26 protein-coding genes and 4 tRNA genes are annotated in these 23,945 nt (G+C 70.2%); 10 read left to right on the forward strand and 20 right to left on the reverse strand.

The genetic code is table 11. The annotated features are described in order from the left end of the window. Positions 1-9 precede the first annotated feature (9 nt). The 9 genes from rpoB to ACZ4U4_RS11470 form a co-directional block, all read right to left on the reverse strand. Positions 10-3,495: a DNA-directed RNA polymerase subunit beta gene (gene rpoB, locus ACZ4U4_RS11430; RefSeq protein WP_467871738.1), complete on the reverse strand. Its 3,486-nt coding sequence runs from the start codon at positions 3,493-3,495 to the stop codon at positions 10-12. Between the two features lie 626 nt (positions 3,496-4,121). Beyond that, complete coding sequence (rplL, locus tag ACZ4U4_RS11435) at positions 4,122-4,511, reverse strand: 50S ribosomal protein L7/L12 (RefSeq protein ID WP_467871741.1); 390 nt, start codon at positions 4,509-4,511, stop codon at positions 4,122-4,124. Between the two features lie 124 nt (positions 4,512-4,635). Beyond that, on the reverse strand, positions 4,636-5,166 hold the full coding sequence (gene rplJ, locus ACZ4U4_RS11440; protein ID WP_030283469.1) for a 50S ribosomal protein L10: 531 nt from the start codon (positions 5,164-5,166) through the stop codon (positions 4,636-4,638). Between the two features lie 307 nt (positions 5,167-5,473). Continuing rightward, positions 5,474-6,325: an SCO4651 family lipoprotein gene (locus ACZ4U4_RS11445; RefSeq protein WP_467871744.1), complete on the reverse strand. Its 852-nt coding sequence runs from the start codon at positions 6,323-6,325 to the stop codon at positions 5,474-5,476. Positions 6,326-6,473: 148 nt separating this feature from the next. Continuing rightward, entirely contained in the window at positions 6,474-7,190 is a 717-nt protein-coding gene (gene rplA, locus ACZ4U4_RS11450; RefSeq protein ID WP_467871747.1) for a 50S ribosomal protein L1, read from the reverse strand. Between the two features lie 113 nt (positions 7,191-7,303). Beyond that, on the reverse strand, positions 7,304-7,738 hold the full coding sequence (rplK, locus tag ACZ4U4_RS11455; protein WP_030283474.1) for a 50S ribosomal protein L11: 435 nt from the start codon (positions 7,736-7,738) through the stop codon (positions 7,304-7,306). 166 nt (positions 7,739-7,904) lie between these two features. Beyond that, positions 7,905-8,783, reverse strand: a complete 879-nt coding sequence (gene nusG / locus ACZ4U4_RS11460) for a transcription termination/antitermination protein NusG (RefSeq protein WP_467871750.1) — start codon at positions 8,781-8,783, stop codon at positions 7,905-7,907. Between the two features lie 72 nt (positions 8,784-8,855). Next, positions 8,856-9,152 (reverse strand): preprotein translocase subunit SecE, encoded by a 297-nt coding sequence (gene secE / locus ACZ4U4_RS11465; RefSeq protein ID WP_391643531.1) that lies wholly within the window; start codon positions 9,150-9,152, stop codon positions 8,856-8,858. 109 nt (positions 9,153-9,261) lie between these two features. Beyond that, positions 9,262-9,334: transfer RNA gene (locus ACZ4U4_RS11470), tRNA-Trp, on the reverse strand. A 181-nt stretch (positions 9,335-9,515) separates the two neighbouring features. On the opposite strand from ACZ4U4_RS11470, the gene ACZ4U4_RS11475 reads away from it, so the two are divergent. Then, entirely contained in the window at positions 9,516-10,760 is a 1,245-nt protein-coding gene (locus ACZ4U4_RS11475; RefSeq protein WP_467871754.1) for a pyridoxal phosphate-dependent aminotransferase, read from the forward strand. Positions 10,761-10,882: 122 nt separating this feature from the next. Continuing rightward, the gene (locus tag ACZ4U4_RS11480) at positions 10,883-11,932 is read left to right on the forward strand and encodes an adenosine deaminase (protein ID WP_467871757.1); all 1,050 of its coding nucleotides are present in this window, start codon (positions 10,883-10,885) and stop codon (positions 11,930-11,932) included. Between the two features lie 68 nt (positions 11,933-12,000). Here ACZ4U4_RS11480 and ACZ4U4_RS11485 read toward each other — a convergent pair whose 3' ends face one another. The 6 genes from ACZ4U4_RS11485 to ACZ4U4_RS11510 all read right to left on the reverse strand — a co-directional run bounded on the left by ACZ4U4_RS11485 (position 12,001) and on the right by ACZ4U4_RS11510 (position 14,539). After that, positions 12,001-13,065: a UDP-N-acetylmuramate dehydrogenase gene (locus ACZ4U4_RS11485; protein ID WP_467871760.1), complete on the reverse strand. Its 1,065-nt coding sequence runs from the start codon at positions 13,063-13,065 to the stop codon at positions 12,001-12,003. 53 nt (positions 13,066-13,118) lie between these two features. Beyond that, positions 13,119-13,553, reverse strand: coding sequence for a MaoC family dehydratase (locus tag ACZ4U4_RS11490; RefSeq protein ID WP_467871763.1), 435 nt, complete (start codon positions 13,551-13,553; stop codon positions 13,119-13,121). Between the two features lies 1 nt (position 13,554). Further along, on the reverse strand, positions 13,555-14,007 hold the full coding sequence (locus ACZ4U4_RS11495) for an FAS1-like dehydratase domain-containing protein (protein WP_467871766.1): 453 nt from the start codon (positions 14,005-14,007) through the stop codon (positions 13,555-13,557). An 86-nt stretch (positions 14,008-14,093) separates the two neighbouring features. Further along, a complete protein-coding gene (gene rpmG, locus ACZ4U4_RS11500; protein ID WP_006604855.1) occupies positions 14,094-14,258 on the reverse strand; it encodes a 50S ribosomal protein L33 in 165 nt (54 codons plus the stop codon). A gap of 88 nt (positions 14,259-14,346) precedes the next feature. Beyond that, positions 14,347-14,419 (reverse strand) — tRNA-Met (locus tag ACZ4U4_RS11505). Between the two features lie 47 nt (positions 14,420-14,466). After that, positions 14,467-14,539, reverse strand: a tRNA-Thr gene (locus tag ACZ4U4_RS11510). Between the two features lie 182 nt (positions 14,540-14,721). Here ACZ4U4_RS11510 and ACZ4U4_RS11515 point away from each other — a divergent pair. The 3 genes from ACZ4U4_RS11515 (at position 14,722) to ACZ4U4_RS11525 (ending at position 17,091) form a co-directional block, all read left to right on the forward strand. Next, complete coding sequence (locus ACZ4U4_RS11515) at positions 14,722-15,975, forward strand: amidohydrolase family protein (RefSeq protein WP_467871769.1); 1,254 nt, start codon at positions 14,722-14,724, stop codon at positions 15,973-15,975. A 212-nt stretch (positions 15,976-16,187) separates the two neighbouring features. Next, positions 16,188-16,316 (forward strand): hypothetical protein, encoded by a 129-nt coding sequence (locus ACZ4U4_RS11520; RefSeq protein WP_467871772.1) that lies wholly within the window; start codon positions 16,188-16,190, stop codon positions 16,314-16,316. Between the two features lie 112 nt (positions 16,317-16,428). Further along, on the forward strand, positions 16,429-17,091 hold the full coding sequence (locus ACZ4U4_RS11525; protein WP_467871775.1) for an NAD(P)H-binding protein: 663 nt from the start codon (positions 16,429-16,431) through the stop codon (positions 17,089-17,091). 292 nt (positions 17,092-17,383) lie between these two features. On the opposite strand, the gene ACZ4U4_RS11530 is transcribed toward ACZ4U4_RS11525, so the two are convergent. Together ACZ4U4_RS11530 and ACZ4U4_RS11535 are read right to left on the reverse strand one after the other, a co-directional pair. Then, a complete protein-coding gene (locus tag ACZ4U4_RS11530; RefSeq protein ID WP_467871778.1) occupies positions 17,384-18,382 on the reverse strand; it encodes a zinc-dependent alcohol dehydrogenase family protein in 999 nt (332 codons plus the stop codon). 56 nt (positions 18,383-18,438) lie between these two features. Then, positions 18,439-19,206, reverse strand: a complete 768-nt coding sequence (locus tag ACZ4U4_RS11535; RefSeq protein WP_467871781.1) for a DeoR/GlpR family DNA-binding transcription regulator — start codon at positions 19,204-19,206, stop codon at positions 18,439-18,441. Between the two features lie 327 nt (positions 19,207-19,533). Here ACZ4U4_RS11535 and ACZ4U4_RS11540 point away from each other — a divergent pair, with 327 nt between their 5' ends. The 4 genes from ACZ4U4_RS11540 to ACZ4U4_RS11555 all read left to right on the forward strand — a co-directional run bounded on the left by ACZ4U4_RS11540 (position 19,534) and on the right by ACZ4U4_RS11555 (position 21,473). Next, positions 19,534-19,986, forward strand: coding sequence for a CBS domain-containing protein (locus tag ACZ4U4_RS11540; RefSeq protein ID WP_467871784.1), 453 nt, complete (start codon positions 19,534-19,536; stop codon positions 19,984-19,986). A 143-nt stretch (positions 19,987-20,129) separates the two neighbouring features. Continuing rightward, positions 20,130-20,345, forward strand: a complete 216-nt coding sequence (locus tag ACZ4U4_RS11545) for a maleylpyruvate isomerase N-terminal domain-containing protein (protein ID WP_467871786.1) — start codon at positions 20,130-20,132, stop codon at positions 20,343-20,345. Further along, positions 20,327-20,968, forward strand: a complete 642-nt coding sequence (locus ACZ4U4_RS11550) for a maleylpyruvate isomerase N-terminal domain-containing protein (RefSeq protein WP_467871789.1) — start codon at positions 20,327-20,329, stop codon at positions 20,966-20,968. Before ACZ4U4_RS11545 ends, ACZ4U4_RS11550 begins: the two co-directional genes overlap by 19 nt. A gap of 169 nt (positions 20,969-21,137) precedes the next feature. Next, positions 21,138-21,473: a hypothetical protein gene (locus ACZ4U4_RS11555; protein ID WP_467871792.1), complete on the forward strand. Its 336-nt coding sequence runs from the start codon at positions 21,138-21,140 to the stop codon at positions 21,471-21,473. Between the two features lie 100 nt (positions 21,474-21,573). Here ACZ4U4_RS11555 and ACZ4U4_RS11560 read toward each other — a convergent pair. Beyond that, positions 21,574-21,655 (reverse strand) — tRNA-Tyr (locus tag ACZ4U4_RS11560). 197 nt (positions 21,656-21,852) lie between these two features. Here ACZ4U4_RS11560 and ACZ4U4_RS11565 point away from each other — a divergent pair. Then, on the forward strand, positions 21,853-22,341 hold the full coding sequence (locus tag ACZ4U4_RS11565) for a YajQ family cyclic di-GMP-binding protein (protein WP_467871795.1): 489 nt from the start codon (positions 21,853-21,855) through the stop codon (positions 22,339-22,341). A gap of 185 nt (positions 22,342-22,526) precedes the next feature. Here the strand turns inward: ACZ4U4_RS11565 and ACZ4U4_RS11570 are convergent, their stop codons facing one another. Together ACZ4U4_RS11570 and htpX are read right to left on the reverse strand one after the other, a co-directional pair. Continuing rightward, positions 22,527-22,919, reverse strand: a complete 393-nt coding sequence (locus ACZ4U4_RS11570; RefSeq protein WP_467871797.1) for a YccF domain-containing protein — start codon at positions 22,917-22,919, stop codon at positions 22,527-22,529. A gap of 106 nt (positions 22,920-23,025) precedes the next feature. Continuing rightward, positions 23,026-23,889 (reverse strand): zinc metalloprotease HtpX, encoded by an 864-nt coding sequence (htpX, locus tag ACZ4U4_RS11575; protein WP_467871800.1) that lies wholly within the window; start codon positions 23,887-23,889, stop codon positions 23,026-23,028. Positions 23,890-23,945: the final 56 nt, after the last annotated feature.

Genomic DNA, 23,945 nt, shown 5'->3' on the forward strand with positions numbered 1-23,945 from the left:
CCAGACCCGTCAGACCTCTTCGACGCTGCTCGGCTCGCGCCGGGACAGGTCGATACCGAGCTCTTCCGCCGCGCGGAAGACGTCCTCGTCGGTGTCGCGCATCTCGATGGACATACCGTCCGAGGACAGCACCTCCACGTTCAGGCAGAGCGACTGCATTTCCTTGATGAGCACCTTGAAGGACTCGGGAATGCCGGGCTCGGGGATGTTCTCGCCCTTGACGATGGCCTCGTAGACCTTCACGCGGCCGGTGACGTCGTCGGACTTGATCGTGAGCAGCTCCTGGAGGGCGTAAGCGGCGCCGTACGCCTCCAGCGCCCACACCTCCATCTCACCGAAGCGCTGGCCACCGAACTGGGCCTTACCACCGAGCGGCTGCTGGGTGATCATCGAGTACGGGCCGGTCGACCGGGCGTGCAGCTTGTCGTCGACCAGGTGGTGGAGCTTGAGGATGTACATGTACCCGACCGAGATCGGGTCCGGGAACGGCTCACCGGAGCGGCCGTCGAACAGCTGCGCCTTGCCGGAGCCCTTCACCATCCGCTCGCCGTCGCGGTTCGGGATCGTCGACTCGAAGAGACCGGAGATCTCGTCCTCGCGCGCACCGTCGAACACCGGGGTGGCGACGTTGGAGCCGGGGGCGACCTCGTCGGCGGAGATCGCGTGCAGACGCTTCTTCCACTCCTCGTCGACGCCCTCGACCTTCCAGCCCTGGCTGGCGAGCCAGCCGAGGTGGATCTCCAGGACCTGTCCCGGGTTCATTCGGGACGGGACACCCAGCGGGTTGAGGATGATGTCGACCGGGGTGCCGTCCTCCAGGAACGGCATGTCCTCGACCGGCAGGATCTTCGAGATGACGCCCTTGTTGCCGTGACGGCCGGCGAGCTTGTCACCGTCGGTGATCTTGCGCTTCTGCGCCACGTAGACGCGGACCAGCTGGTTCACGCCCGGGGGCAGCTCGTCGCCCTCTTCGCGGTCGAAGACGCGGACGCCGATGACCTTGCCGATCTCACCGTGCGGCACCTTCAGCGAGGTGTCACGGACCTCGCGCGCCTTCTCACCGAAGATCGCGCGGAGCAGACGCTCCTCGGGGGTCAGCTCGGTCTCACCCTTGGGCGTGACCTTGCCGACGAGGATGTCGCCGGCGACGACCTCGGCACCGATGCGGATGATGCCGCGCTCGTCGAGGTCGGAGAGGACCTCTTCGGAGACGTTCGGGATGTCCCGGGTGATCTCCTCCGGGCCGAGCTTGGTGTCACGGGCGTCGACCTCGTGCTCCTCGATGTGGATCGAGGAGAGGACGTCGTCCTGCACGAGGCGCTGCGACAGGATGATCGCGTCCTCGTAGTTGTGACCCTCCCACGGCATGAACGCCACGAGCAGGTTCTTGCCGAGCGCCATCTCGCCTTCGTCCGTGGACGGACCGTCGGCGAGGACCTGGCCCTCGATGACCCGCGCGCCCTCGTCCACGACGACCTTCTGGTTGAAGGAGGTGCCCTGGTTGGAGCGGGTGAACTTGGCGACGCGGTACGTGGTGTACGTGCCGTCGTCGTTGGCGACGGTGATGTAGTCCGCGGAGACCTCCTGGACCACACCGTCCTTCTCCGCCTTGATGACGTCGCCGGCGTCGACCGCGCAGCGGTACTCCATGCCGGTGCCGACCAGCGGCGACTCCGCCTTGATCAGCGGAACGGCCTGGCGCATCATGTTCGATCCCATGAGCGCGCGGTTGGCGTCGTCGTGCTCCAGGAACGGGATCATGGCGGTCGCGGCCGACACCATCTGGCGCGGCGAGACGTCCATGAAGTCCACCTCGTCGGCGGGGACGAGGTCGACCTCGCCGCCACGGCGGCGGACCAGCACACGCTGCTCGGCGAAGCGCATGTCGTCGGTCAGCTTCGCGTTGGCCTGGGCGATCAGGAAGCGGTCCTCCTCATCTGCGGTGAGGTAGTCCACCTCCTCCGTGACCTGGCCGTCGACGACCTTGCGGTACGGCGTCTCGATGAAGCCGAAGACGTTGACCCGGCCGTACGAGGCGAGCGAACCGATCAGACCGATGTTCGGGCCTTCGGGCGTCTCGATCGGGCACATGCGGCCGTAGTGCGAGGGGTGCACGTCACGGACGTCCAGACCGGCCCGCTCACGGGAGAGACCGCCGGGGCCCAGCGCGGACAGACGGCGCTTGTGGGTCAGACCCGACAGCGGGTTCGTCTGGTCCATGAACTGCGACAGCTGGCTGGTGCCGAAGAACTCCTTGATGGAGGCGACGACCGGCCGGATGTTGATCAGGGTCTGCGGCGTGATCGCCTCGACGTCCTGGGTGGTCATGCGCTCACGCACGACGCGCTCCATACGGGCGAGACCCGTACGGACCTGGTTCTGGATCAGCTCGCCGACGTTGCGCAGGCGGCGGTTGCCGAAGTGGTCGATGTCGTCGGTCTCGACGACGATCGTCCGGCCCGACTCCCCCATCGTCTCGGTCTCACCGGCGTGCAGCTTCACCAGGTACTTGATCGTGGCGATGATGTCGTCGGTGGTCAGCACGCCGGCGTCGAGCGGCTCGTCGCCACCGAGCTTCTTGTTGACCTTGTAGCGGCCGACCTTCGCGAGGTCGTAGCGCTTCGGGTTGAAGTAGAGGTTCTCCAGCAGCGTCTGCGCGGCCTCACGGGTCGGCGGCTCGCCCGGACGCAGCTTGCGGTAGATGTCGAGCAGCGCGTCGTCCTGGCCCTGGGTGTGGTCCTTCTCCAGGGTGGCGCGCATGGACTCGTACTCGCCGAACTCCTCAAGGATCTGCTCGGTCGTCCAACCGAGGGCCTTGAGCAGAACGGTCACGGACTGCTTGCGCTTACGGTCGATGCGCACACCGACCATGTCGCGCTTGTCGATCTCCAGCTCCAGCCAGGCACCGCGGGACGGGATGACCTTGGCGGAGAAGATGTCCTTGTCGGACGTCTTGTCGATGGAGCTGTCGAAGTAGACGCCCGGCGAGCGGACCAGCTGCGAGACGACGACACGCTCGGTGCCGTTGATGCAGAAGGTGCCCTTGTTGGTCATGAGCGGGAAGTCGCCCATGAAGACCGTCTGGGACTTGATCTCGCCGGTCTCGTTGTTGGTGAACTCGGCGGTGACGAAGAGCGGAGCCGCGTACGTGAAGTCGCGCTCCTTGCACTCGTCGATGCTGTTCTTCGGGGGCTCGAAGCGGTGGTCGCGGAACGTCAGCGACATCGACCCGGAGAAGTCCTCGATCGGGGAGATCTCTTCGAAGATCTCTTCCAGACCGGACTTGGTGGGAACTTCCTGCCCACTCTCCAGCGCAGCCTCGACGCGACCCTTCCATGCGGCGTTGCCGAGCAGCCAGTCGAAGCTTTCGGTCTGCAGCGCAAGGAGGTTCGGAACCCCGAGGGGCTCCTTGATCTTCGCAAAGGAGATGCGCAGCGGGGCGGTGCTGTCGCCGTTGTTCGTATTGGCAGTCGAGGCGTTGCGCGAGGCGGCCAAGAGGGGGTCCTTCCGAGGGCTCGGACTCACTACGCGCGTACCGGCCCCGAGAGGAACAGACTGAGGGAAAGCCCAGGTCAGGGCCGCTCAATCAGTGATGTTCGACTTCGGGTATGCCCCTGGTGACGGGCAGGGAGCAGCTAACAGGCAGCGCAAAGGGTCAGTGTAGCCACTTGGCCCACTGATGTCCAGAGCGAGTTTCCGGAAGACCGGTTCAACGCCGTGATACCGCTCTTCTCCCTCCGGGAGGTGGCACCTCCACACCGGAGGAGCTCCTCGTTGTTCTGCTGTGCGTTCACTACCCTGCGCCTGCCGAAAGCCCTGCGCCTGTGGCGCACATCGATGCTTCCCTCTTCGCCTGCGATCCATGCCTCGGAGCCAGGACCGCTTCTGCATCGCGTCCCGAGAATTGCGCGCCGCGTGCGGTTCGTCAAGGCCCCCTGCCCCGGCGGGAACGTCACACGGCCGACGTCCGGACAACGAAGATCACCATACTCGCACGTCGCGCGGGGCGCCGCAGCCGTGGCGAGCATGCCGAAGGGCGACCACCCGCTTGGGTGATCGCCCTTCGCTGGTCCAGCTACGCCACGAGGGCGCTCAGGACCTGAGTCGGAGACTCAGTGAGGTCACTTGACCTCGACGGAGGCACCGGCGCCCTTGAGGGCCTCGGCGGCCTTGTCGGCGGCAGCCTTGTCGACCTTCTCCAGGACCGGCTTCGGGGTGCCGTCCACGAGGTCCTTGGCCTCCTTCAGACCCAGGGAGGTCAGCTCACGCACGACCTTGATGACCTGGATCTTCTTGTCGCCGGCGCCGGTGAGGATGACGTCGAACTCGTCCTGCTCCTCGGCGGCGGCAGCCTCGCCACCGGCGGCGGCGCCACCGGCGACGACGACCGGCGCGGCAGCGGCGGCGGTGACGTCGAACTTCTCCTCGAACGCCTTCACGAACTCGGAGAGCTCGATGAGGGTCATCTCCTCGAACTGCGCGAGCAGGTCTTCCTGGCTGAGCTTCGCCATGGTGGCGGTCCTTCCACTAATTCGGCTGGTGCCGGATGTACATGTGAGGCGGGCGTACGTCGGGCCCGCTGTGGCCGCTTCGCCTAGGCACGCCTAGACGGAAGCCGCCAATGTGCGAGCCGAATTACTCGGCACCGCCCTGCTCGGCCTGCTGGGCACGGAGCGCGTCCACGGTGCGGACGAGCTTCGACGGCAGCGCCTGGAAGACAGAGGCAGCCTGCGACTGCTTGCCCTTCATGGCACCGGCCAGCTTGCTGAGCAGAACCTCGCGGGACTCGAGGTCCGCAAGCTTCTTGATGTCGTCAGCAGAGAGCGCCTTCCCTTCGAAGACACCGCCCTTGATGACGAGGTTCTGGTTCTCCTTGGCGAAGTCACGAAGACCCTTCGCCGCCTCGACCGGGTCACCGGTGACGAAGGCGACGGCCGTCGAGCCCTGAAGGTGCTCGTCCAGCACGGAGATCCCGGCCTCGTGGGCCGCGATCTTGGTCAGCGTGTTCTTCACCACACGGTACTGAGCGTTGTCACCGAGCGAACGGCGCAGATCCTTGATCTGCGCGACGGTAAGTCCGGTGTACGCGGTGACGACAGCAGCGTTGGAGTTGCGGAACTTGTCCGTGATCTCCTCGACAGCTACGACCTTGTCGGGACTTGCCATGAGCCTCGGCCTCCTTCCGGGTGATGAGGACCGCGCAGAAGGGGCTGGGCAAAACAAACGCCCCGGCGCAGGCGCACGGGGCGTGACTCGACCGTCCGACGAATCGTCCGGGAGTTCATCCACACATACCTGCGCAGGCCGTCCGCAGCTAGCGGATCCTTCGGCCACCACGCGCCCCGGAAGGGACGCGCAGAGACAACCAGCGGTCTTTGGCTTCTTCGGTACGGTACGCGAACGGCCCACGCTCAGGCAAATCCGCCGCGAGGGGCGCAGAGAACGCCCCTCGCCTGCGGTTCCGTCCCCCGGGTCAGGCGCCGGGAGCGGTCATCGTCTGGCTCGCCGGCGGCGGCTCGACGGCGACCTTGGTGCCGTAGTCGGTGTAGAGCGCCGTCGCGTTGATCGGCATCTTGCCCTCGACGTGCTCCTCCTTCTTCACCAGGAGGTTGTCGCCGTCGATCCAGAGGTCGAGCTTCTCGCTCTTCGCGCCGCCCTGCTCCAGCTGCTTCTGGACGGCGTCGCGGACCGCCTTGCCGAGGTTCTTGCTGAGGTCGGCCATGGAGACGGTGCCGGTGTAGTGCGTCGCCTCGACGCCGTTGACCTTCTCCTTGCCGACGACCTTGGCCGTGCCGGAGGCGATCAGGACGTCGATCGGCTGGCTCGGGTTGGCGTTGTCGAGGACGTCCTTGACCGCCGTGCCGGACGCGCCCATCTGCTTCGACAGCGCCTCGTAGGAGTACTTCACCCAGGGCTTGCCGCTCGAGCCGGGCATGGCCGAGCCCGCGTTCATGTAAACCGCGTCCTGGGTGTAGAGCGCCTTGATCGGCTTGCCGGCGGCGGGGCTCTTGGCGCCGGTCAGGGTGTTCTCGACGTTCATCTGCATGCCCTGCGACCAGTCGAGACCGCCCTTGGTGGTCTGCTTGAACCGGCCGCTGGAGGTCGTCGTCTCCGTCGAGCCGTCGAACTTCGCGGACTTCTTGGCCGCGGTGGCCTCCTTGGCCGCCTTCAGGGCGTCCACCGGGCTCTGGGCCGCCTTGTCGCCGCCCGCCGCGTCACCGCCTCTGCCGCTGCCGGACGCCTTCGCGCCGTCGTTACAGGCGCTGAGACCGCCCACCAGCAGAACTACCCCCGCCACCACGGCGGTGATTCGCGTGCTACGCATCTGAGGCTCCCCCTTGGATCGCTGTGCGAGTGCGGTGGTGACTCTAATGCAGCCCACCGACACCGCATGCAACAGGCCCCGCCGTCCGGAAACCGGGCGGCGGGGCCTGCGTCATGCTGCGCGCGCTAGAGCACGTCGATCACGAGGATCAGACGGCCTCTTCCTCGACGAGGAGGTTGCGGGTGCGGTTGGCGTCCAGCGGGATGCCGGGGCCCATCGTGGTGGTGATGGTCGCCTTCTTGATGTAGCGGCCCTTCGCGGCGGACGGCTTGAGACGGTTGATCTCCTCAAGCGCCGCGGCGTAGTTCTCCACCAGCTTGGTCTCGTCGAAGGAGACCTTGCCGATGATGAAGTGGAGGTTCGCGTGCTTGTCCACGCGGAACTCGATCTTGCCGCCCTTGATGTCGGTGACAGCCTTGGCGACATCCGGGGTGACGGTGCCGGTCTTCGGGTTCGGCATCAGACCACGGGGACCGAGCACGCGGCCGAGGCGGCCGACCTTGCCCATGAGGTCCGGGGTGGCGACGACGGCGTCGAAGTCCAGACGGCCCTTGGAGACCTCGTCGATCAGTTCGTCGGAGCCGACGATGTCGGCGCCCGCGGCTTCCGCGGCCGCAGCACGGTCGCCGGTCGCGAAGACCAGGACCCGGGCGGTCTTACCGGTGCCGTGCGGGAGGTTCACGGTGCCGCGGACCATCTGGTCGGCCTTGCGCGGGTCAACGCCCAGACGCATGGCGACCTCGACGGTCGAGTCGAACTTGGCGGACGAGGTGTCCTTGGCGAGACGGACGGCCTCGAGCGGGGCGTACAGACGCTCCCGGTCGATCTTCGCGTCCGCGTTGCGAAGAGTCTTGCTGCGCTTCACTGCTGCTCCTGAACAGATGCGACCGTGCGGTTCTCACCGCGCGGAGGATGGAGTCGTGGTGCGGGCCAGCGCCTGGCCCTGCCACGGGTGGCGACTACGCCGGTACGAGCTGGTCAGCCCTCGACCGTGACGCCCATGGACCGGGCGGTGCCCGCGATGATCTTCGCGGCGGCGTCCAGGTCGTTGGCGTTCAGGTCGGGCATCTTGGTCGTGGCGATCTCGCGCACCTGAGCGTCGGTGATCTTCGCGACCTTCTTGGTGTGGGGCTCGCCGGAGCCCTTGTCCACACCGGCGGCCTTGAGGATCAGCTTCGCGGCCGGCGGGGTCTTGGTCACGAAGGTGAAGGAACGGTCTTCGTAGACCGTGATCTCCACCGGCACGACCATGCCGCGCTGCGACTCGGTCGCGGCGTTGTAGGCCTTGCAGAACTCCATGATGTTCACGCCGTGCTGACCCAGCGCGGGGCCGACCGGCGGGGCCGGGTTCGCGGCACCGGCCTGGATCTGGAGCTTGATGAGCCCCGTGACCTTCTTCTTCTTGGGAGGCATGCTCTCTCCGGGTCCTAGTGAGAGGTTTCGCCATGCCATCCGGTCATCCGGATGGAGGCATACCGCACCACGATAACGGGTAGGGTCGTGCGGCCAAAAACCGAGCAGGTCAGACCGGCTGCGACAGCCGGTCTGACCTGTTCGGAAGCGGGGGTCCGGAAGAGCGTCAGTTCTTCTGGATCTGGTCGAAGCTCAGCTCGACCGGGGTCTCGCGACCGAAGATCTCGACGAGGCCCTTGACCTTCTTCGAGTCGGCGTTGATCTCGTTGATCGTCGCCTGCAGCGTCGCGAACGGGCCGTCGGTGACGGTGACGGAGTCGCCCACCTCGAAGTCCAGCACCTGGACCTCGACCTTGCGCTGCGGTGCGGGCTTGCCCTCGGCCGCGGCGGCCTCCTTGGCGGCCTTCTCCTCGGCCTCCGGGGCGAGCATCTTGACGATCTCGTCCAGCGTCAGCGGGTACGGGTCGTAGGCGTTGCCGACGAAGCCGGTGACACCGGGGGTGTTGCGGACGACGCCCCAGGACTCGTTCGTCAGGTCCATGCGCACGAGCACGTAGCCCGGGAGCTTGTTCTGGCGGACGTTCTTCCGCTCGCCGTTCTTGATCTGGACGATCTCTTCCTCGGGGACCTCGGCCTGGTAGATGAAGTCCTCGACGTTGAGCGAGACGGCGCGCTGCTCCAGGTTGGCCTTCACGCGCTTCTCGTAGCCCGCGTAGGTGTGGATGACGTACCACTCGCCGGGCAGACCGCGCAGCTCGTCGCGGAGGGCGGCGATCGGGTCGATCGGCTCCTCGTCGGCCTCGGCCGCTGCTTCCTCGGCGTCGTCCTCGACGTGCACGGCGGCGGCCTCGGCGGGCTCGCCCGCCTCGGTGTCCTCGGCGTCGATCTCGTCGGCGCCGTCGGCGTTCTCGACGATGTCGACGGCGCCCTCGCCATCGGAGACGGCGGCAGCGTCGCCCTCGACCTCGGCCGGGACGGCCGCGTCCACGTCGGCCTCAGCGGCCGTGACGGGCTCGGCGGCGTCGTTCAGGTTCGGGTCAGACACGTGGCTGCTTCTTCCTGGCTTCAAGGGGTTGAACATGCGAAAGGGCACCCCGCTGAGGTGCCCTCCGCGGGATCAGCCGAAGACGTACCCGACGACTCGGTTGATTCCCAAGTCAATCACGGTTACGAGACCGATGATGATGACGACGAAGACGATCACCACGGTGGTGTACGTCGACAGCTGGCTGCGGGTGGGCCAGACGACCTTGCGGAGCTCCGCGACGACCTGGCGGTAGAAGAGCGCCATGCGTGCGAGCGGGCCCTTCTTGCCGCGCTTACCGCCGCGACGGGGCTTCTTCTTGGATTCCGCTGCGTCGTCCTCCGAACGACCACGCTCAGGCATGTCGATGGAGCCCAGGGCGTCCGTCACTCGTCCTCACCTGAATCCGGGTCGGGGCCGTACAGCGTCCGGCCCGGCCGCACGGCGGTGCATTTCAGTACGTACGCGTGCACGCACTGCGGTGAAGAAGTGCGTGTAGCAGGGCCGGAGGGACTTGAACCCCCAACCGCTGGTTTTGGAGACCAGTGCTCTACCAATTGAGCTACGACCCTTTGTGCGTCCCCCAACCTACCTCATGTGTCCGACGCACCAAGTGCGTGGACCGCGCTGCCCGGTTGAGAGCCAACGGTCAGCGAGTGTACGTGTTCCGAGGCCGGGCGTCGAACAGAAACGTCCCGAGCGGCGCCGGTGGAGCACCGCGCCGGGCCGCCGGAGGTCTGCGACGATGCCGCCATGAGTGCGCTCTCCCCCTCAGAACCGACCGGCGCCGCGGGCGGGATCCGCCGCGTGTCCGCCCGTGTCGGGGCCATCTCCGAGTCCGCCACGCTCGCCGTCGACGCCAAGGCCAAGGCCCTGCGGGCCGCCGGCCGCCCGGTGATCGGGTTCGGCGCCGGGGAGCCCGACTTCCCCACGCCCGACTACATCGTGGAGGCGGCCGTCGCCGCCTGCCGCACACCGAAGTACCACCGCTACAGCCCGGCCGGCGGGCTGCCCGAGCTGAAGTCGGCGATCGTCGTGAAGACCCGCCGCGATTCGGGGTACGCGGTCGAACCGTCCGAGGTCCTGGTCACCAACGGCGGCAAGCAGGCGATCTACGAGGCGTTCGCCGCGCTGCTCGACCCGGGCGACGAGGTGATCGTCCCCGCCCCGTACTGGACGACGTACCCGGAGTCGATCCGGCTGGCCGGGGGCGTGCCCGTACCGGTGGTCGCCGACGAGACGACCGGGTACCGGGTCGGCGTCGAGCAGCTGGAGGCGGCGCTCACCGGGCGGACCAAGGTGCTGGTGTTCGTCTCGCCGTCGAACCCGACCGGCGCGGTGTACCCGCGCGAGCAGGTCGAGGCGATCGGCCGGTGGGCGGCGCGCAACGGGCTGTGGGTGCTCACCGACGAGATCTACGAGCATCTGGTCTACGGCGACGCGGAGTTCTGCTCGCTGCCGGTAGTCGTGCCGGAGTTGCGGGACCGGTGCGTCGTCGTCAACGGCGTGGCGAAGACGTACGCCATGACCGGCTGGCGGGTGGGGTGGATGCTCGGGCCGAAGGACGTCGTCAAGGCGGCGACCAACCTCCAGTCGCACGCCACGTCCAACGTCGCGAACGTCTCGCAGGCGGCGGCGGTCGCCGCGCTGAGCGGCGATCTGACGGCCGTGGACGCGATGCGGACCGCCTTCGACCGGCGGCGCCGCACCATCGTGCGGATGCTGAACGAGATCGACGGCGTGGTGTGTCCGGAGCCGGAGGGGGCGTTCTACGCGTATCCGTCGGTGAAGGGGCTGCTGGGCAAGGAGATCCGCGGGCGGCGGCCGGGCAGCAGCGCGGAGCTGGCGGAGCTGATCCTGGAGGAGGCGGAGGTCGCGGTCGTCCCGGGCGAGGCGTTCGGCACCCCCGGTTACCTGCGGCTGTCGTACGCGCTCGGGGACGACGATCTCGCCGAGGGCGTGACGCGGATCCAGCAGCTGCTGGCCGAGGCGCGGTAGCCGCGCGAGGGCCGTCCGTCCGGGTCGCCGGGGCTTCCCGGTGGCCCGTACGCGTTTTCCCCGGTCAGCTCGTTCGGGGACCGGGCTATCGGCGTGGCGGGTGTGTGCGGCAAGATCGGTGAATGGAGAGCGTTCGTGACGTGCGTCAGCTGCCGAAGGCCCATCTGCACCTGCACTTCACGGGGTCGATGCGGAGCACGACCCTGCTGGAGCTGGCCGACAAGTACGGCGTCCATCTGCCCGAGGCGCTGCGCGGCGGGGAGCCGCCGAAGCTGCGGGCGACGGACGAACGCGGCTGGTTCCGCTTCCAGCGGCTGTACGACATCGCCCGGTCGTGTCTGCGGGCCCCCGAGGACATCCAGCGGCTGGTCCGCGAGGCCGCGCAGGAGGATGTCGCGGACGGCTCGGGGTGGCTGGAGATCCAGGTCGACCCGACGTCGTACGCGCCCCGGCTGGGCGGGCTGATCCCGGCGCTGGAGATCATCCTGGACGCGGTGCGCGCCGCCTCGCAGGAGACCGGTCTGGGGATGCGGGTGGTGATCGCCGCCAACCGTATGAAGCATCCGCTGGACGCCCGGACGCTGGCCCGGCTCGCGGTGCGCTACGCGGATCAGGGTGTGATCGGGTTCGGGCTGTCCAACGACGAACGCCGGGGTTTCGCGCGGGACTTCGACCGGGCCTTCGCCATCGCGCGCGAGGGCGGGCTGCTGGCGGCGCCGCACGGTGGGGAGCTGGCGGGCCCGGCGAGCGTGCGGGACTGCCTGGACGATCTGCACGCCGGGCGGGTCGGCCACGGGGTGCGCGCCGCGGAGGACCCGGCGCTGCTGCGGCGGCTGGCGGAGCGCGGGGTGACGTGCGAGGTGTGCCCGGCGTCCAACGTGGCGCTGGGGGTGTACGAGAAGCAGGCGGACGTGCCGCTGCGGACGCTCTTCGCGGCCGGGGTGCCGGTGGCGCTGGGCGCCGACGACCCGCTGCTGTTCGGTTCGCGGCTGGCTGCGCAGTACGACATCGCGCGGCGTACGCACGGCTTCGCGGACGCGGAGCTGGCGGAGCTGGCCCGGCAGTCGGTGCGCGGTTCACGGGCGCCGCAGCCGGAGCGGGAGCGGCTGCTGGCGGGGATCGACGCCTGGCTGGCGGGCCCCGGCGACGGCCCGGCCCCGGGGCGCGGCTGAGGCGGGGCGGGTCCGGGAGCGCCCGTGGCCCGGCGGCCCCGGGTCGCCCGGAGCCGCCGGTGGCCGTCTCAGAGGCTGACGCCGACCGTCACCGGCTCGTTGACGAGGGTGACGCCGAAGGCGGCGTGGACGCCGTCGCGGACCTCGCGGGCGAGGGCGAGCAGGTCCTCGGTGGTGGCCTCGCCGCGGTTGGTGAGGGCGAGGGTGTGCTTGGTGGAGATGCGGGCCGGGCCGGTGCCGTAGCCCTTGGGGAATCCTGCCTTGTCGATCAGCCAGGCCGCGGAGGTCTTCACCAGGCCGTCGCCGGCGGGGAAGGCGGGCGGGGCGGTGTCCGGGCCGAGGCGGTCGTGGACGCGGGCGACGAACGCGGTGTGCTCGGCCTCGGTCAGGACGGGGTTGGTGAAGAAGGAGCCGGCGGACCAGGTGTCGTGGTCGTCCGCGTCCAGGACCATGCCCTTGCCGGCGCGCAGCGCGAGGACGGTGGCCCGGGCGGTGGCCGCGGGCACGCGCTGACCTGCCTCGACGCCGAGGACCCGGGCGGTCTCGGGGTACTTCAGCGGCGCGGAGAGCCCGCCCGCGTCCTCCAGGGCGAAGCGGACGCGCAGCACGACGTAGCGGTCCGGCTCGGCCTTGAAGCGGCTGTGCCGGTAGGAGAAGGCGCACTCGGCGCCCGTGAGGGTGACCGTCTCCTCGGCGCGCCGGTCGTAGGCGACGACCTCGGTGATCGTCGCGGAGACCTCCTGGCCGTACGCGCCGACGTTCTGGATCGGGGTGGCGCCGGCCGAGCCGGGGATGCCCGCGAGGCACTCGATGCCGGCGAGACCTGCCTCGACGGTGCGGGCGACGGCGTCGGACCAGTTCTCACCGGCGGCCAGCTCCAGGCGGGTGCCGTCGAGGGTGAAGCCGCGGGTCGCGATGCGCAGGGCGGTGCCGTCGAAGCCCTTGTCGCCGATGACGAGGTTGGAGCCGCCGCCGATGATCAGCAGCGGGGTCCCGGCGGCGTCGGCCTCCCGGACGGCGGCGATCACCTCGTCGTCCGTGACGGCCGTGATCAGTCGGTTCGCCGGGCCGCCGAGCCGGAAGGTGGTCAGCGGGGCGAGCGGGGCTTGGTGTTCCTCGTGGCGTTCCTGCACGCGCCCAAGGGTACGGGGGCGGCCCGGCACCGGCCGCCCCCGGAGGTGTCCGCTCAGGCGAGGCGGACCACGGCGCGGGACATGCCCAGCACCTTCTGGCCGCCGCTCGTCGCGGTGAGGTCGACGCGGACGGTACGGGCGTCGTCGTCGAGCTTGGCCGCGACCTTGCCGCTGACCTCGATGACCGCGCCGGTGTCGTCATTGGGGACGACGACGGGCTTGGTGAAGCGGACGCCGTACTCGGCGACGGCCGCCGGGTCACCGGCCCAGTCGGTGACGACGCGGGCGGCCTCGGCCATGGTGAACATGCCGTGCGCGATGACGTCCGGCAGCCCGACCTCCTTGGCGAACTTCTCGTTCCAGTGGATCGGGTTGAAGTCGCCGGAGGCGCCCGCGTAGCGGACGAGGGTGGCGCGGGTCACCGGGAAGGACTGCGCCGGGAGTTCGGTGCCGACCTCGACGTCGTCGTAGGAGATCTTCGCGGTCATGTCATGCCTCCTCGACGGCGCGGGCGACGAGCTTGGTGGTGGCGGTCACGACGTGTTCGCCGTTCTCGTCGTGGACGTCGCCGCGGATGTCGATGATGTCGTTGCCGGCCATCGACTTGATCGCCTCGATGGTGGAGGTGACGGTGAGCCGGTCACCGGCGCGCACGGGGCGGGTGTAGGCGAATTTCTGGTCGCCGTGCACCACGCGGCTGTAATCCAGACCGAGCTGCGGGTCCTCGATCACCCGGCCCGCGGCCTGGAAAGTGATGGCGAACACAAACGTCGGCGGGGCGATCACCTCGGGGTGGCCGAGCGCCTTGGCCGCTTCGGTGTCGGTGTACACGGGATTCCGATCACCGATCGCCTCGGCGAATTCCCGAATCTTTTCCCGCCCGACCTCGTACGGGTCGGTGGGCGGGTACGTACGACCGATGAATGACGGGTCGAGCGCCATTGGCTCGCAACCTCCCTGACTACTGGGGTGATAACGCCGTAAGGCCGCCCCCATTATCTGGGGACGGCCTCACGTACGAGCCTGTGTTATCGCGTCTCGCGGTGCGCGGTGTGCGAGTTGCAACGGGGGCAGTGCTTCTTCATCTCAAGACGGTCCGGGTCGTTACGCCGGTTCTTCTTGGTGATGTAGTTCCGCTCCTTGCACTCCACGCAGGCCAGCGTGATCTTCGGGCGGACGTCGGTGGCAGCCACGTGAGTGCTCCTTGACGGACGGACGGATGGATGAACGCATAAAAGAGTAGCCGATCGAAGGACCGACCCCACAATCGGCTACTGTAAGTAGCGGTGACCGGACTTGAACCGGTGACACAGCGATTATGAGCCGCTTGCTCTACCGACTGAGCTACACCGCTGCGATGCGAGGGAAACCTCGCCCGAAGGCGAGGAAACCTCACACCAGAGCCCCAATACGGAATCGAACCGTAGACCTTCTCCTTACCATGGAGACGCTCTGCCGACTGAGCTATTGGGGCGAGCGATGAAGACATTACACGGCCCGCCGCCAAACGTGAAATCCGTATCCGGGTGGCGCCCGCCGCGGCGGTCCGCACCACGCCGGTACGACTATTCCGCGCCTGCGCGAGGCGCCCGGGGGCGCGTCCTAGGCTCGGGGCACGCTGCGTGATCTTGCACGCCCGTGGCTTCGAGGAGCGCGATGTCCGACAGCAGTTCACCGCAGCCGTCCCCGCGGCCGGGCAAGCCGGACGGCGGCTCCGACTCCGGCTCGCTGGCCCTGTGCGGCGCCCGGCTCGCCGACGGCCGCGCGGTGGACGTACGGCTCGGCGGTGGCCGGATCGAGGCGGTCGGGACGGCCGGGGCGCTGGCCCCGCAGGGCGCCCGGGTCGACCTCTCCGGCTATCTGCTGCTCCCGGCGCCCGCCGAACCCCACGCGCACTGCGACACGGCGCTCACCGCGGACGCGGCGGGCCCGGCGTCCGACTCCCCCGACGACGTCCAGCGGCGCACCACCGAGGCGGCACTGCTCCAGCTGGGGCACGGTGCGACCGCCTCGCGCACCCATGTCCGGGTCGGCGGGGTGCGGGGGCTGCGGGCGCTGGAGGCGGTGCTCAAGGCGCGGCGGTCGCTGCGGGGGCTGGCGGATCTGTCGGCGGTGGCGGTGCCGCGGGTGCTGACCGGGGTGGCGGGCGCGGACGGGCTGGCGATGCTGCGGGACGCGGTGGCGATGGGCGCGTCGGTGGTCGGCGGCTGTCCGGATCTGGACCCGGATCCCGCCGGGCACGTCGAGGCGGTGCTGGCGGTGGCCGCGGAGCACGGCGCGCCGGTGGATCTGCACACGGACGGCGACGATCCGGCGCGGCTGGCCCGGCTGGCGGCGATGGCCGGCGGGCTGCGGCCCGGGGTGGCGATCGGGCCGTGCGCCGGGATGGCGCGGATGCCGCGGAGCGTGGCGGGCCGGGTCGCCGAGCAGCTCGCGGCGGCCGAGGTCACCGTCGTCTGCCTGCCGCAGGGCGACTGCGCGGCGCTGGAGCGGTACGGGTCCCGGGTGGCCCGGCCCGCGCCGGTCCGGCTGCTGCGGGCGGCGGGCGTACGGGTGGCGGCGGGGAGCGGCGCGCTACGGGACGCGGCGAACCCGGTGGGGCGCGGCGACCCCCTGGAGGCGGCGTATCTGCTGGCGTCCCTGGGAGAGGCCACCCCGGAGGCCGCGTACGAGGCCGTGAGCGGCGCGGCACGGGCGGTCCAGGGGCTGCCGGAGGTCCGCGTCGAGGCGGGCTTCCCCGCGGAGCTGCTGGCGGTACGGGGCGAGCGGATCGCCGGGGTGCTGTCGCTGGCGTACAGCCGGGTGGTGATCCACCGGGGGCGGGTGGTGGCCCGGACCAGCGCGGTACGCGAGTACTGCGACGCGGCGGTCGCGGTGGCGCTGGAGCTGCCCCGGCAGTCGCAGCGGTGAGGGAGGGGGTGGGACTTGTGTGGGCGGGGCGATAGGCAGGGAGCGGGGGCGGGGCTGGCGGCGTTCAGGGAGGGTTCCTGATGGATGTGGGTGGGGCGGGGCGGGGCGAGCGTTCAGGGAGCCTTCCTGAAGGAAACCGGGCGGGGGTGGCGCGTTCAGGGAGGGTTCCTGATGAATACGGGGGCGGCGCGGACGTTCAGGAAGCCTCCCTGATGAATGCCGGTCAGGAGCAGGCGCTCGTTCAGGCAGGCTGCCTGATGAAAGCCGGGCGCGGCGCGGACGTTCAGGCAGGCTTCCTGAAGGAAACCGGGCGGGGGCGGGCGTTCAGGGAGCCTTCCTGATGGTTGCCCAGCAGGGCTGCGCCGCGGTGGGTTTCGTCCGTGTGGGCCCGGGGCGGGCGTGGGGGCGTCGCGGCGGGCGGGTTTCGGGGCGGGGTCGTTTACGGTCGGCGGCATGCGCATTGTCATCGCAGGTGGACATGGTCGGATCGCGCTGCGGCTGGAGCGGTTGCTCGCCGGGCGCGGGGACGAGGTGGCCGGGATCATCCGCCGGCCGGAGCAGGCGGGTGACCTGCTGGCGGCGGGTGCCGAGCCGGTGGTGTGCGATCTGGAGTCGGCGTCGGTGGCGGACGTGGCGCGGCATCTGGAGGACGCGGACGCCGCGGTGTTCGCCGCGGGTGCGGGGCCGGGCAGCGGTGCGGCCCGTAAGGACACCGTGGACCGCGGTGCGGCGGCGCTGTTCGCCGATGCGGCGGAGGCGGCGGGCGTCCAGCGGTTCGTGGTGGTCTCGTCGATGGGTGCGGACCGGGAACCGCCGGAGGGCACCGACCCGGTGTTCGCCGCGTATCTGCGGGCCAAGGGCGCGGCCGACGCAGACGTACGGGCGCGGGCCGGGCTCGACTGGACGATCCTGCGCCCCGGGCGGCTGACGGACGACGCGGGGACGGGCCTGGTGGCGCTGGCGGAGTCGACGGGCCGGGCGGAGGTGACCCGCGACGACGTGGCGGCGACCCTGCTGGCCCTGCTGGACGCCCCCGGCACGGCGCACCGCACGCTGGAGCTGATCAACGGCGGCACGCCGGTCGCGGAGGCGGTCCGGGCGGTGGCCGGGGGCTGAATCGGTCGGCAACGGCGGGACCGGCCTGTGCTCCGGCGAGACCGGTCTCCGCTCCCGTGGGCCCAGCCTGCGCCTGGCCTCCGCTCCAGCGGACCCAGGCTGCGCCCGTCCTGCGCCAGGTGCCGGGCGCGCCGGACCGCCTCGGTCACGTCGCCGGGCCCGGCCCGAGCATCACCGGTCCCGGCCCGAGCGCTCCCCGCACCGAGCCCGGACCGAACCGGGAAAACCGCCCGCCCTCGGCCGAGCCCTCTCCCCCGTACGAGCTCCCGTCCGCCGCCGATCAGGCTCCCCGTCAACTCCCCGGGTGGATCTGTATCTTCCGTCCCGTCCCGGCCCGGAAGGTGTCCAGGGCGGTGGCGAAGTCGGCGAGGCCGAAGTGGTGGGTGAGCATGGTGTCGGCGTCGATGACGCCCTTGGCCATGAGGTCGACGGCGCGGCCGAAGCTGTGGAGGACGGCCATCGAGCCGACGATGGTGATCTCATCGTTGTAGACCTGGAACGGCGAGAACGACGCCTTGACCGCCGACGGCGCGACGCCGAACTGCTGGAACGTGCCGCCGCGGCGCACCCGGGTGAGGCCGTCCTCGATGGCGGGGATCGCGCCGGTGCAGTCGATGACCGTCTCCCAGCCCCCGGGGCGCTCCAGCGCGGCGGCGTCGGTGGCGGTGGCGTCGGCGCCGAGGCGGGCGGCGACGGCGAGCCGGCCCTCGTTGACGTCGACGACCGAGAGGGAGGCGGCTCCGGCGGCGCGGGCGAGCTGGAGCATCATCAGGCCCATCGTCCCGGCACCGTAGATGAGGTAGTGGTCGCCGAGGCGGCGCGGCAGGACGTCGAAGCCGCGGACCGCGCAGGACAGCGGCTCGATGAGGGTGCCCTGGACGGTGTCGACGCTCTCGGGGAGGCGGTAGCAGTTGGCGGCGGGCACCGTGACGTACTCGGCCATCGCGCCGTCGACGGTGTCGCCGATGGCGCCCCAGTGCTCGCAGAGGTTGCCGCGGCCGATGGCGCAGAAGCGGCAGGCGCCGCAGAACAGCGAGGGGTCGACGGCGACCTGTGTGCCGGTGGGCAGGCCCGTCACCCCCTCCCCCAGGGCGACGACCTCGCCGGTGAACTCGTGCCCGGGGATGATCGGGTACGGCGTGGGCGCGAACTCGCCCTCGACGATGTGCACATCGGTCCCGCAGATACCGACGGCCACGGGCGCCACGACGACCTCGCCGGGCCCGGGCGTCGGATCGTCGACGGTGGCGAGGGTGTGGGTACCGGGCGTTTCGACGACGACGGCGCGCATGGGTCGGCCTCTCTCATGACGGGTGCGGTGGTGCGGCGGTGGCGGTGCGGGGCCCTTCAGGGCGGTGGGACGGCGGTGACGGTGCGGACCTCGACGCCGAGGTCGCGGACGGCGCGCAGCTCGTCGGCGGGTGCGCGGTCGTCGGTGACCAGCAGGTCGTACCCGCCGACGTCGCCGTAGCCGTAGGTGGCGGTACGGCCGAACTTGCGGTGGCCGACGGCGAGTACGGCGCGGTCGGCTGAGTGGAGGTAGGCGCGTTTGTTGTCGGCGTACTCGCGGACCGGGTGGTAGAGCCGTCCGGCGCTGATCGAGGTGGCGGTGACGAAGGCGACGGCGGCGCGCAGCCCGCGCAGCTCCCGCCGGCAGCGGGGGCCCGCGCAGGACTCGAAGTCCTCGTGGAACCTGCCGCCCAGCAGCGTGACCTCGGTGGACGAGCCGGACAACAGGTAGGCCACGCGCAGGGAGTTGGTGACGACGTGCAGGCCCTCGACGGCGGCCAGGCGGCGGGCGAGCGGGAAGAGCGTGGAGCCGCAGTCGACGAAGACCGTGCTGCCCGGCGTGGCCTCCTCGACCAGGGCGTCGGCGAGTGCCGTCTTGATGTCGAGGTCGTCGTGCTCACGGAAGCGGACCGCGCTCTCCATGGTGACGACGGGGAAAGCGGTGGCCACCCCGCGGCCCTTGTGGAGGAGTTGGCGTTCGGTGAGGTTGTCGAGATCGCGGTGCATCGTCATCACGCTGACGCCCAGGCGCTCGGCGAGATCGGCTATCCGTATCTCGCCTTCATCGGCGACCTGGCGCAGCACCGTCCGGCGGCGCTCCTCCACCTCTGCCTCTGACCCACGGCTCGGTCGCACGGCCGGCCGCCCCCCTTCGCTGGCTCGACGCGTTCCCGGAACGTCGCTCGCGGCTTCCTTCGACCATAAGACGCAGCCCATGAAAGTCACACACTTTATGTGAAGTTCAGGGATCTCTCGGGGTTCCCCCTGAGGGTTCGCCGCCCGTCTCCGAGGGGCGCGTCAGGGGCGGGCGGCGGGGCCCGGCCATCGGTGGTGTGATGGAAGGAGAAGACGGCACGAGAGGGGCGGAGGGGGCCGCTCCGGGAGCGCCGCCGGGGGGCGTCGCGGTGCTCCGCCACCCGGAAGGAGGCTGTTATGCCCGGCACACGCGACGCGGCCGGTCCGCTGCGCGCCCAGGACATCATGACCGGCGGGGCGCACTGCGTCGGCGCCCACGAGACGCTGCACGCGGCGGCGCGGATGATGCGCGACATGGACGTCGGCTGTCTGCCCATCTGCGGCGACAACAACCGGCTCATCGGCATGATCACCGACCGCGACATCGTCGTCCGGTGCTGCGCCGACAACATCGACCCGGCGACGGTGCAGGCCGGGACGCTGGAGGGTCCGATCCACTGGATCGACGCGGCGGCGGACGCCAGGGAAGTCCTCGACACCATGGAGGAACACCGGATCAAGCGCCTCCCGGTGATCGACGTCCGCGCAGGTCACCGCCTGGTCGGCATGATCACCGAGGCGGACCTCGCCAAGAGCCTCAGCGACGCCCAGGTGGCCGAGTTCGCGGGGCGGGTGTACGCGGGCGCCTGATGCGGATACCTACTGAGGAACCGGCGGCGGGCGCACGGTGAGCCGTAAGACGCTGCCGCGGCCCCGGGCGCCCTCGCCCCGGGGCCGCACCACCGCCCCGTAAATCGCAGGGCGATACCTTCGGCCCGCCCTACCATCCGCGCATGAGCACACCGGAATTCACCCGCCGATGCACCGAAATCACCCGTCAGACCGCGGAGTTGAGGCAACTCGTCGCAACCGCTGACGCGCTCACGCCCGTCCCCGGCTGCCCCGGTTGGCACCTGGGACAGCTGGTGCGGCACGTCGGGGGCGCGCACCGCGGGTCGAGGAGATCATCCGGACCCGCGCCACCCGGGAGGTGCCGGACGACCTGGTGAACGCGGTCGCGCCGCGCCGGGCCGAGGACATGGCCGCCCTGGGCGCCTGGCTCGACGAGGGCGCCGGCCGCCTGGTGGAGCAGCTGCACGCGGCCGGGCCCGGCGCCCGGGTGTGGACGGTGCTGCCCGACGAGACATCCCCGGCGTTCTGGGCCCGGCGGATGGCGGGCGAGACGCTCGTCCACCGCGCGGACGCGGCGCTCGCCGTCGGCGCGGAGCTCACCGCCACCGACGAGGCGGCCCGCGACGCGATCGACGAGTGGCTCTCCTTCTGCGACCACCCGGAGGCCCACGCGCCGCTCCCGGACTCCCCCGCCGTCCTCGGCCCGGGCCGCACCCTCGCGTTCGACACGACGGCGGCCACCCTGGGCACGACCGACGACAGCCTCTCCCCCGACGGCGGTTCTCCGACCACGCCCGCCCGGTGGTTCATCGACCTGACCGGCGCCGTCCCCGTCCTCCACCGCACCGCGGCACCGGCCGCCGTCATGGTCCGCGCCGCCCCGACGGCTCTCCTGCTCTTCCTCTACGGGCGTCCGCTCCCCGACGGCGCCCTCGACGTCACCGGCGACCGGGAGCTGTTGGCCCTGTGGCGGGACCGGGCGGCGTTCTGGCTGACCTGACGCGTGTGGCCGGGCGAACGGCCTTGTGGGTGCGCCCGGGGCGTCATTACGAGGGGGTTATGGATCGGGTCGGAAAGCCGATCAAAGATCCCTTGTTGCGGGTGCGGCGCCTCAGCAGACTGAAGCACGTACCGAACGAAACCACCTCACGGGGGAAGGAAAAATTCGTATGTCCCTGTTCAAGAAGGCTGCCGCCGCTGTCGCGGTGACCGCCGGTCTGCTCTCCGCCTCGGCCGCCGCCACGCCCGCCGTCGCCGCGACCGCCGGAGGGGTCCACACCGCGAACGTCCTCAACTGCACCACGTACACCGAGGGCAGCCACCTGGCCATCGCCGACTGCACCAACAACACCAACCAGCGGGTGGCCTTCCGTGTGACGGCCGTGTGCGGCTGGGCCCCCGACGGCGCGGGGAACTGGGTCAGCCTCGACCCGGGCCAGCGCGGCAAGTCCGGATTCCCGTGCGGCGGCACCGGCGTCGGCAGCGCGAGCTGGGAAGAAGGCTGATCGGCCGGCCCGGCCGTAGCGGTCGCGGCTGACCCGTTCAGGTAAACGAAAACCCCCTCCGAACTGCTGTGATGCAGTTCGGAGGGGGTTTCCTCCACTGTGGCGGCGCCAGGATTCGAACCTGGGAAGGCGAAGCCGGCAGATTTACAGTCTGCTCCCTTTGGCCGCTCGGGCACACCGCCAGGGTTTGCTGCCGGAGACCCGCTTGCTGCGGTGCTCGGTGGCAACGACGTAAACCATACCTGATGGCAGGGGGTGCTCCGCCACTCGGATCCCGTGGCCGGGGGCGCGGGTGCGGGGGCCGCCTCCTCTAGGCTGGCGGGGCGGTCCGGGACGGGCCGTTTCCCTGACGGACCTATCCACGAGGAGCCAACTCACCATGGCCGACTCCAGTTTCGACATCGTCTCGAAGGTCGAGCGGCAGGAGGTCGACAACGCCCTCAACCAGACCGCCAAGGAGATCTCGCAGCGCTACGACTTCAAGGGCGTGGACGCGTCGATCGAGTGGTCGGGCGAGAAGATCGAGATGCGCGCCAACGGCGAGCAGCGGGCCAAGGCCGTACTCGACATCTTCCAGTCCAAGCTGGTCAAGCGCGGGGTCTCGCTGAAGGCGCTGGACGCGGGCGAGCCGCAGCTCTCCGGCAAGATGTACAAGATCTTCGCCTCCATCCAGGAGGGCATCTCGCAGGAGAACGCCAAGAAGGTCGCCAAGATGATCCGCGACGAGGGCCCGAAGGGCGTCAAGGCGCAGGTCCAGGGCGATGAGCTGCGGGTCAGCTCGAAGAGCCGCGACGACCTCCAGGCCGTCCAGCAGCTGCTGAAGGGCAAGGACCTGGACTTCGCGATCCAGTTCGTGAACTACCGGTAATCACCGGCGTGCGACGGCACGGGCCCGCGGGCCGGGGCGTTCCGTCGGCGGAGAACACGCGGCAACCGGGTGGGGCGGCGGGCCATGGGCGCGCCGCCCCACCGGCGTATCCGGCCGTCACCCGGACGGGGCAACGGGCGGGCGCCACGGGGCGGGCCGTGGCCCGCGCCGGGCCGCCGGGGTGGTCAGCGGGTGGCGAAGGGCTCGTCCGTGGGGACGATCTCGCGGCCGAGGGGCATCAGGGAGATCGGGATCATCTTGAAGTTGGCGATGCCGAACGGGATGCCGATGATCGTGATGCAGAGGGCGATGCCGGTGCAGATGTGGCCGAGCGCCAGCCACCAGCCCGCGAAGATGATCCAGATGACGTTGCCGATCGTGGATCCGGCGCCCGCGTCCCGGCGTTCGACGGTGGTGCGGCCGAAGGGCCAGAGCGCATAGCCCGCGATGCGGAAGGACGCGATGCCGAACGGGATCGTGACGATCAGGATGCAGCAGATGATTCCCGCGAGCACATAGCCGAGCGCCAGCCAGAAGCCGCTGAGAACCAACCAGATGACGTTGAGGATGAGCTTCATGATCGACAGCCTTCCACGGCAGGGCGACAGAGGTACGCCCGGGTAGACGCGGCGGCCGGTGGGAAACGTTGCGGCGCGGGCGCCCCGGATGTGCCCGGCCGCGCCTTCATATGTGGGGCCCGGCCATCCGCTCCAGGCGGCTGATGCGTTCGCCCATCGGCGGGTGGGTGGCGAAGAAGCGGGACATGCCGTCCCCCGCGCGGAACGGGTTGGCGATCATCATGTGCCCCGCGGTCTCCAGCCGCGGCTCCGGGGGCAGCGGCAGCTGCTGGGTGCCTCTCTCCAGCTTACGGAGCGCGGAGGCCAGGGCGAGGGGGTCGCCGGTGAGCCGCGCGCCCGACGCATCGGCCTGGTACTCCCGGGAGCGGCTGACGGCGAGCTGGATCAGGGAGGCGGCGAGCGGCCCCAGGATCATGATCAGCAGCATGCCGAGCACCCCGGGGCGGTCGTCGTCGTCCGAGCGGCCTACGGGGATCAGCCAGGCGAAATTCACCAGGAACAGCACCACGGAGGCGAGCGCCCCGGCCACCGAGGAGATGAGGATGTCGCGGTTGTGGACATGGCTCAGCTCATGGCCGATCACCCCGCGCAGCTCCCGTTCGTCCAACAGCTGGAGGATGCCGTCGGTGCAGCAGACCGCGGCGTTGCGGGGATTGCGGCCGGTGGCGAAGGCGTTGGGCGCCTGGGTCGGGGAGATGTAGAGGCGCGGCATCGGCTGGCGGGCGGCGGTCGACAGCTCACGGACCATGCGGTACAGGCCGGGCGCCTCGAATTCGCTCACCGGTCGGGCGCGCATGGCCCGCAGCGCGAGCTTGTCGCTGTTCCAGTACGCGTAGGCGTTCGTCCCCACCGCGACGAGCACGGCGACGATCAGGCCCGTACGGCCGAAGAAGCTGCCGATGACGACGATGAGGGCGGACAGACCACCGAGGAGTACGGCGGTTCTGAGCCCGTTGTGCCGGCGGTGCACCGTACGCCCTCCAAGCGATCCGGCAGGGGAACCCGCTGCTGCGACATCCACTCTCC

The organism is Streptomyces sp. NPDC029159 (assembly GCF_055564055.1).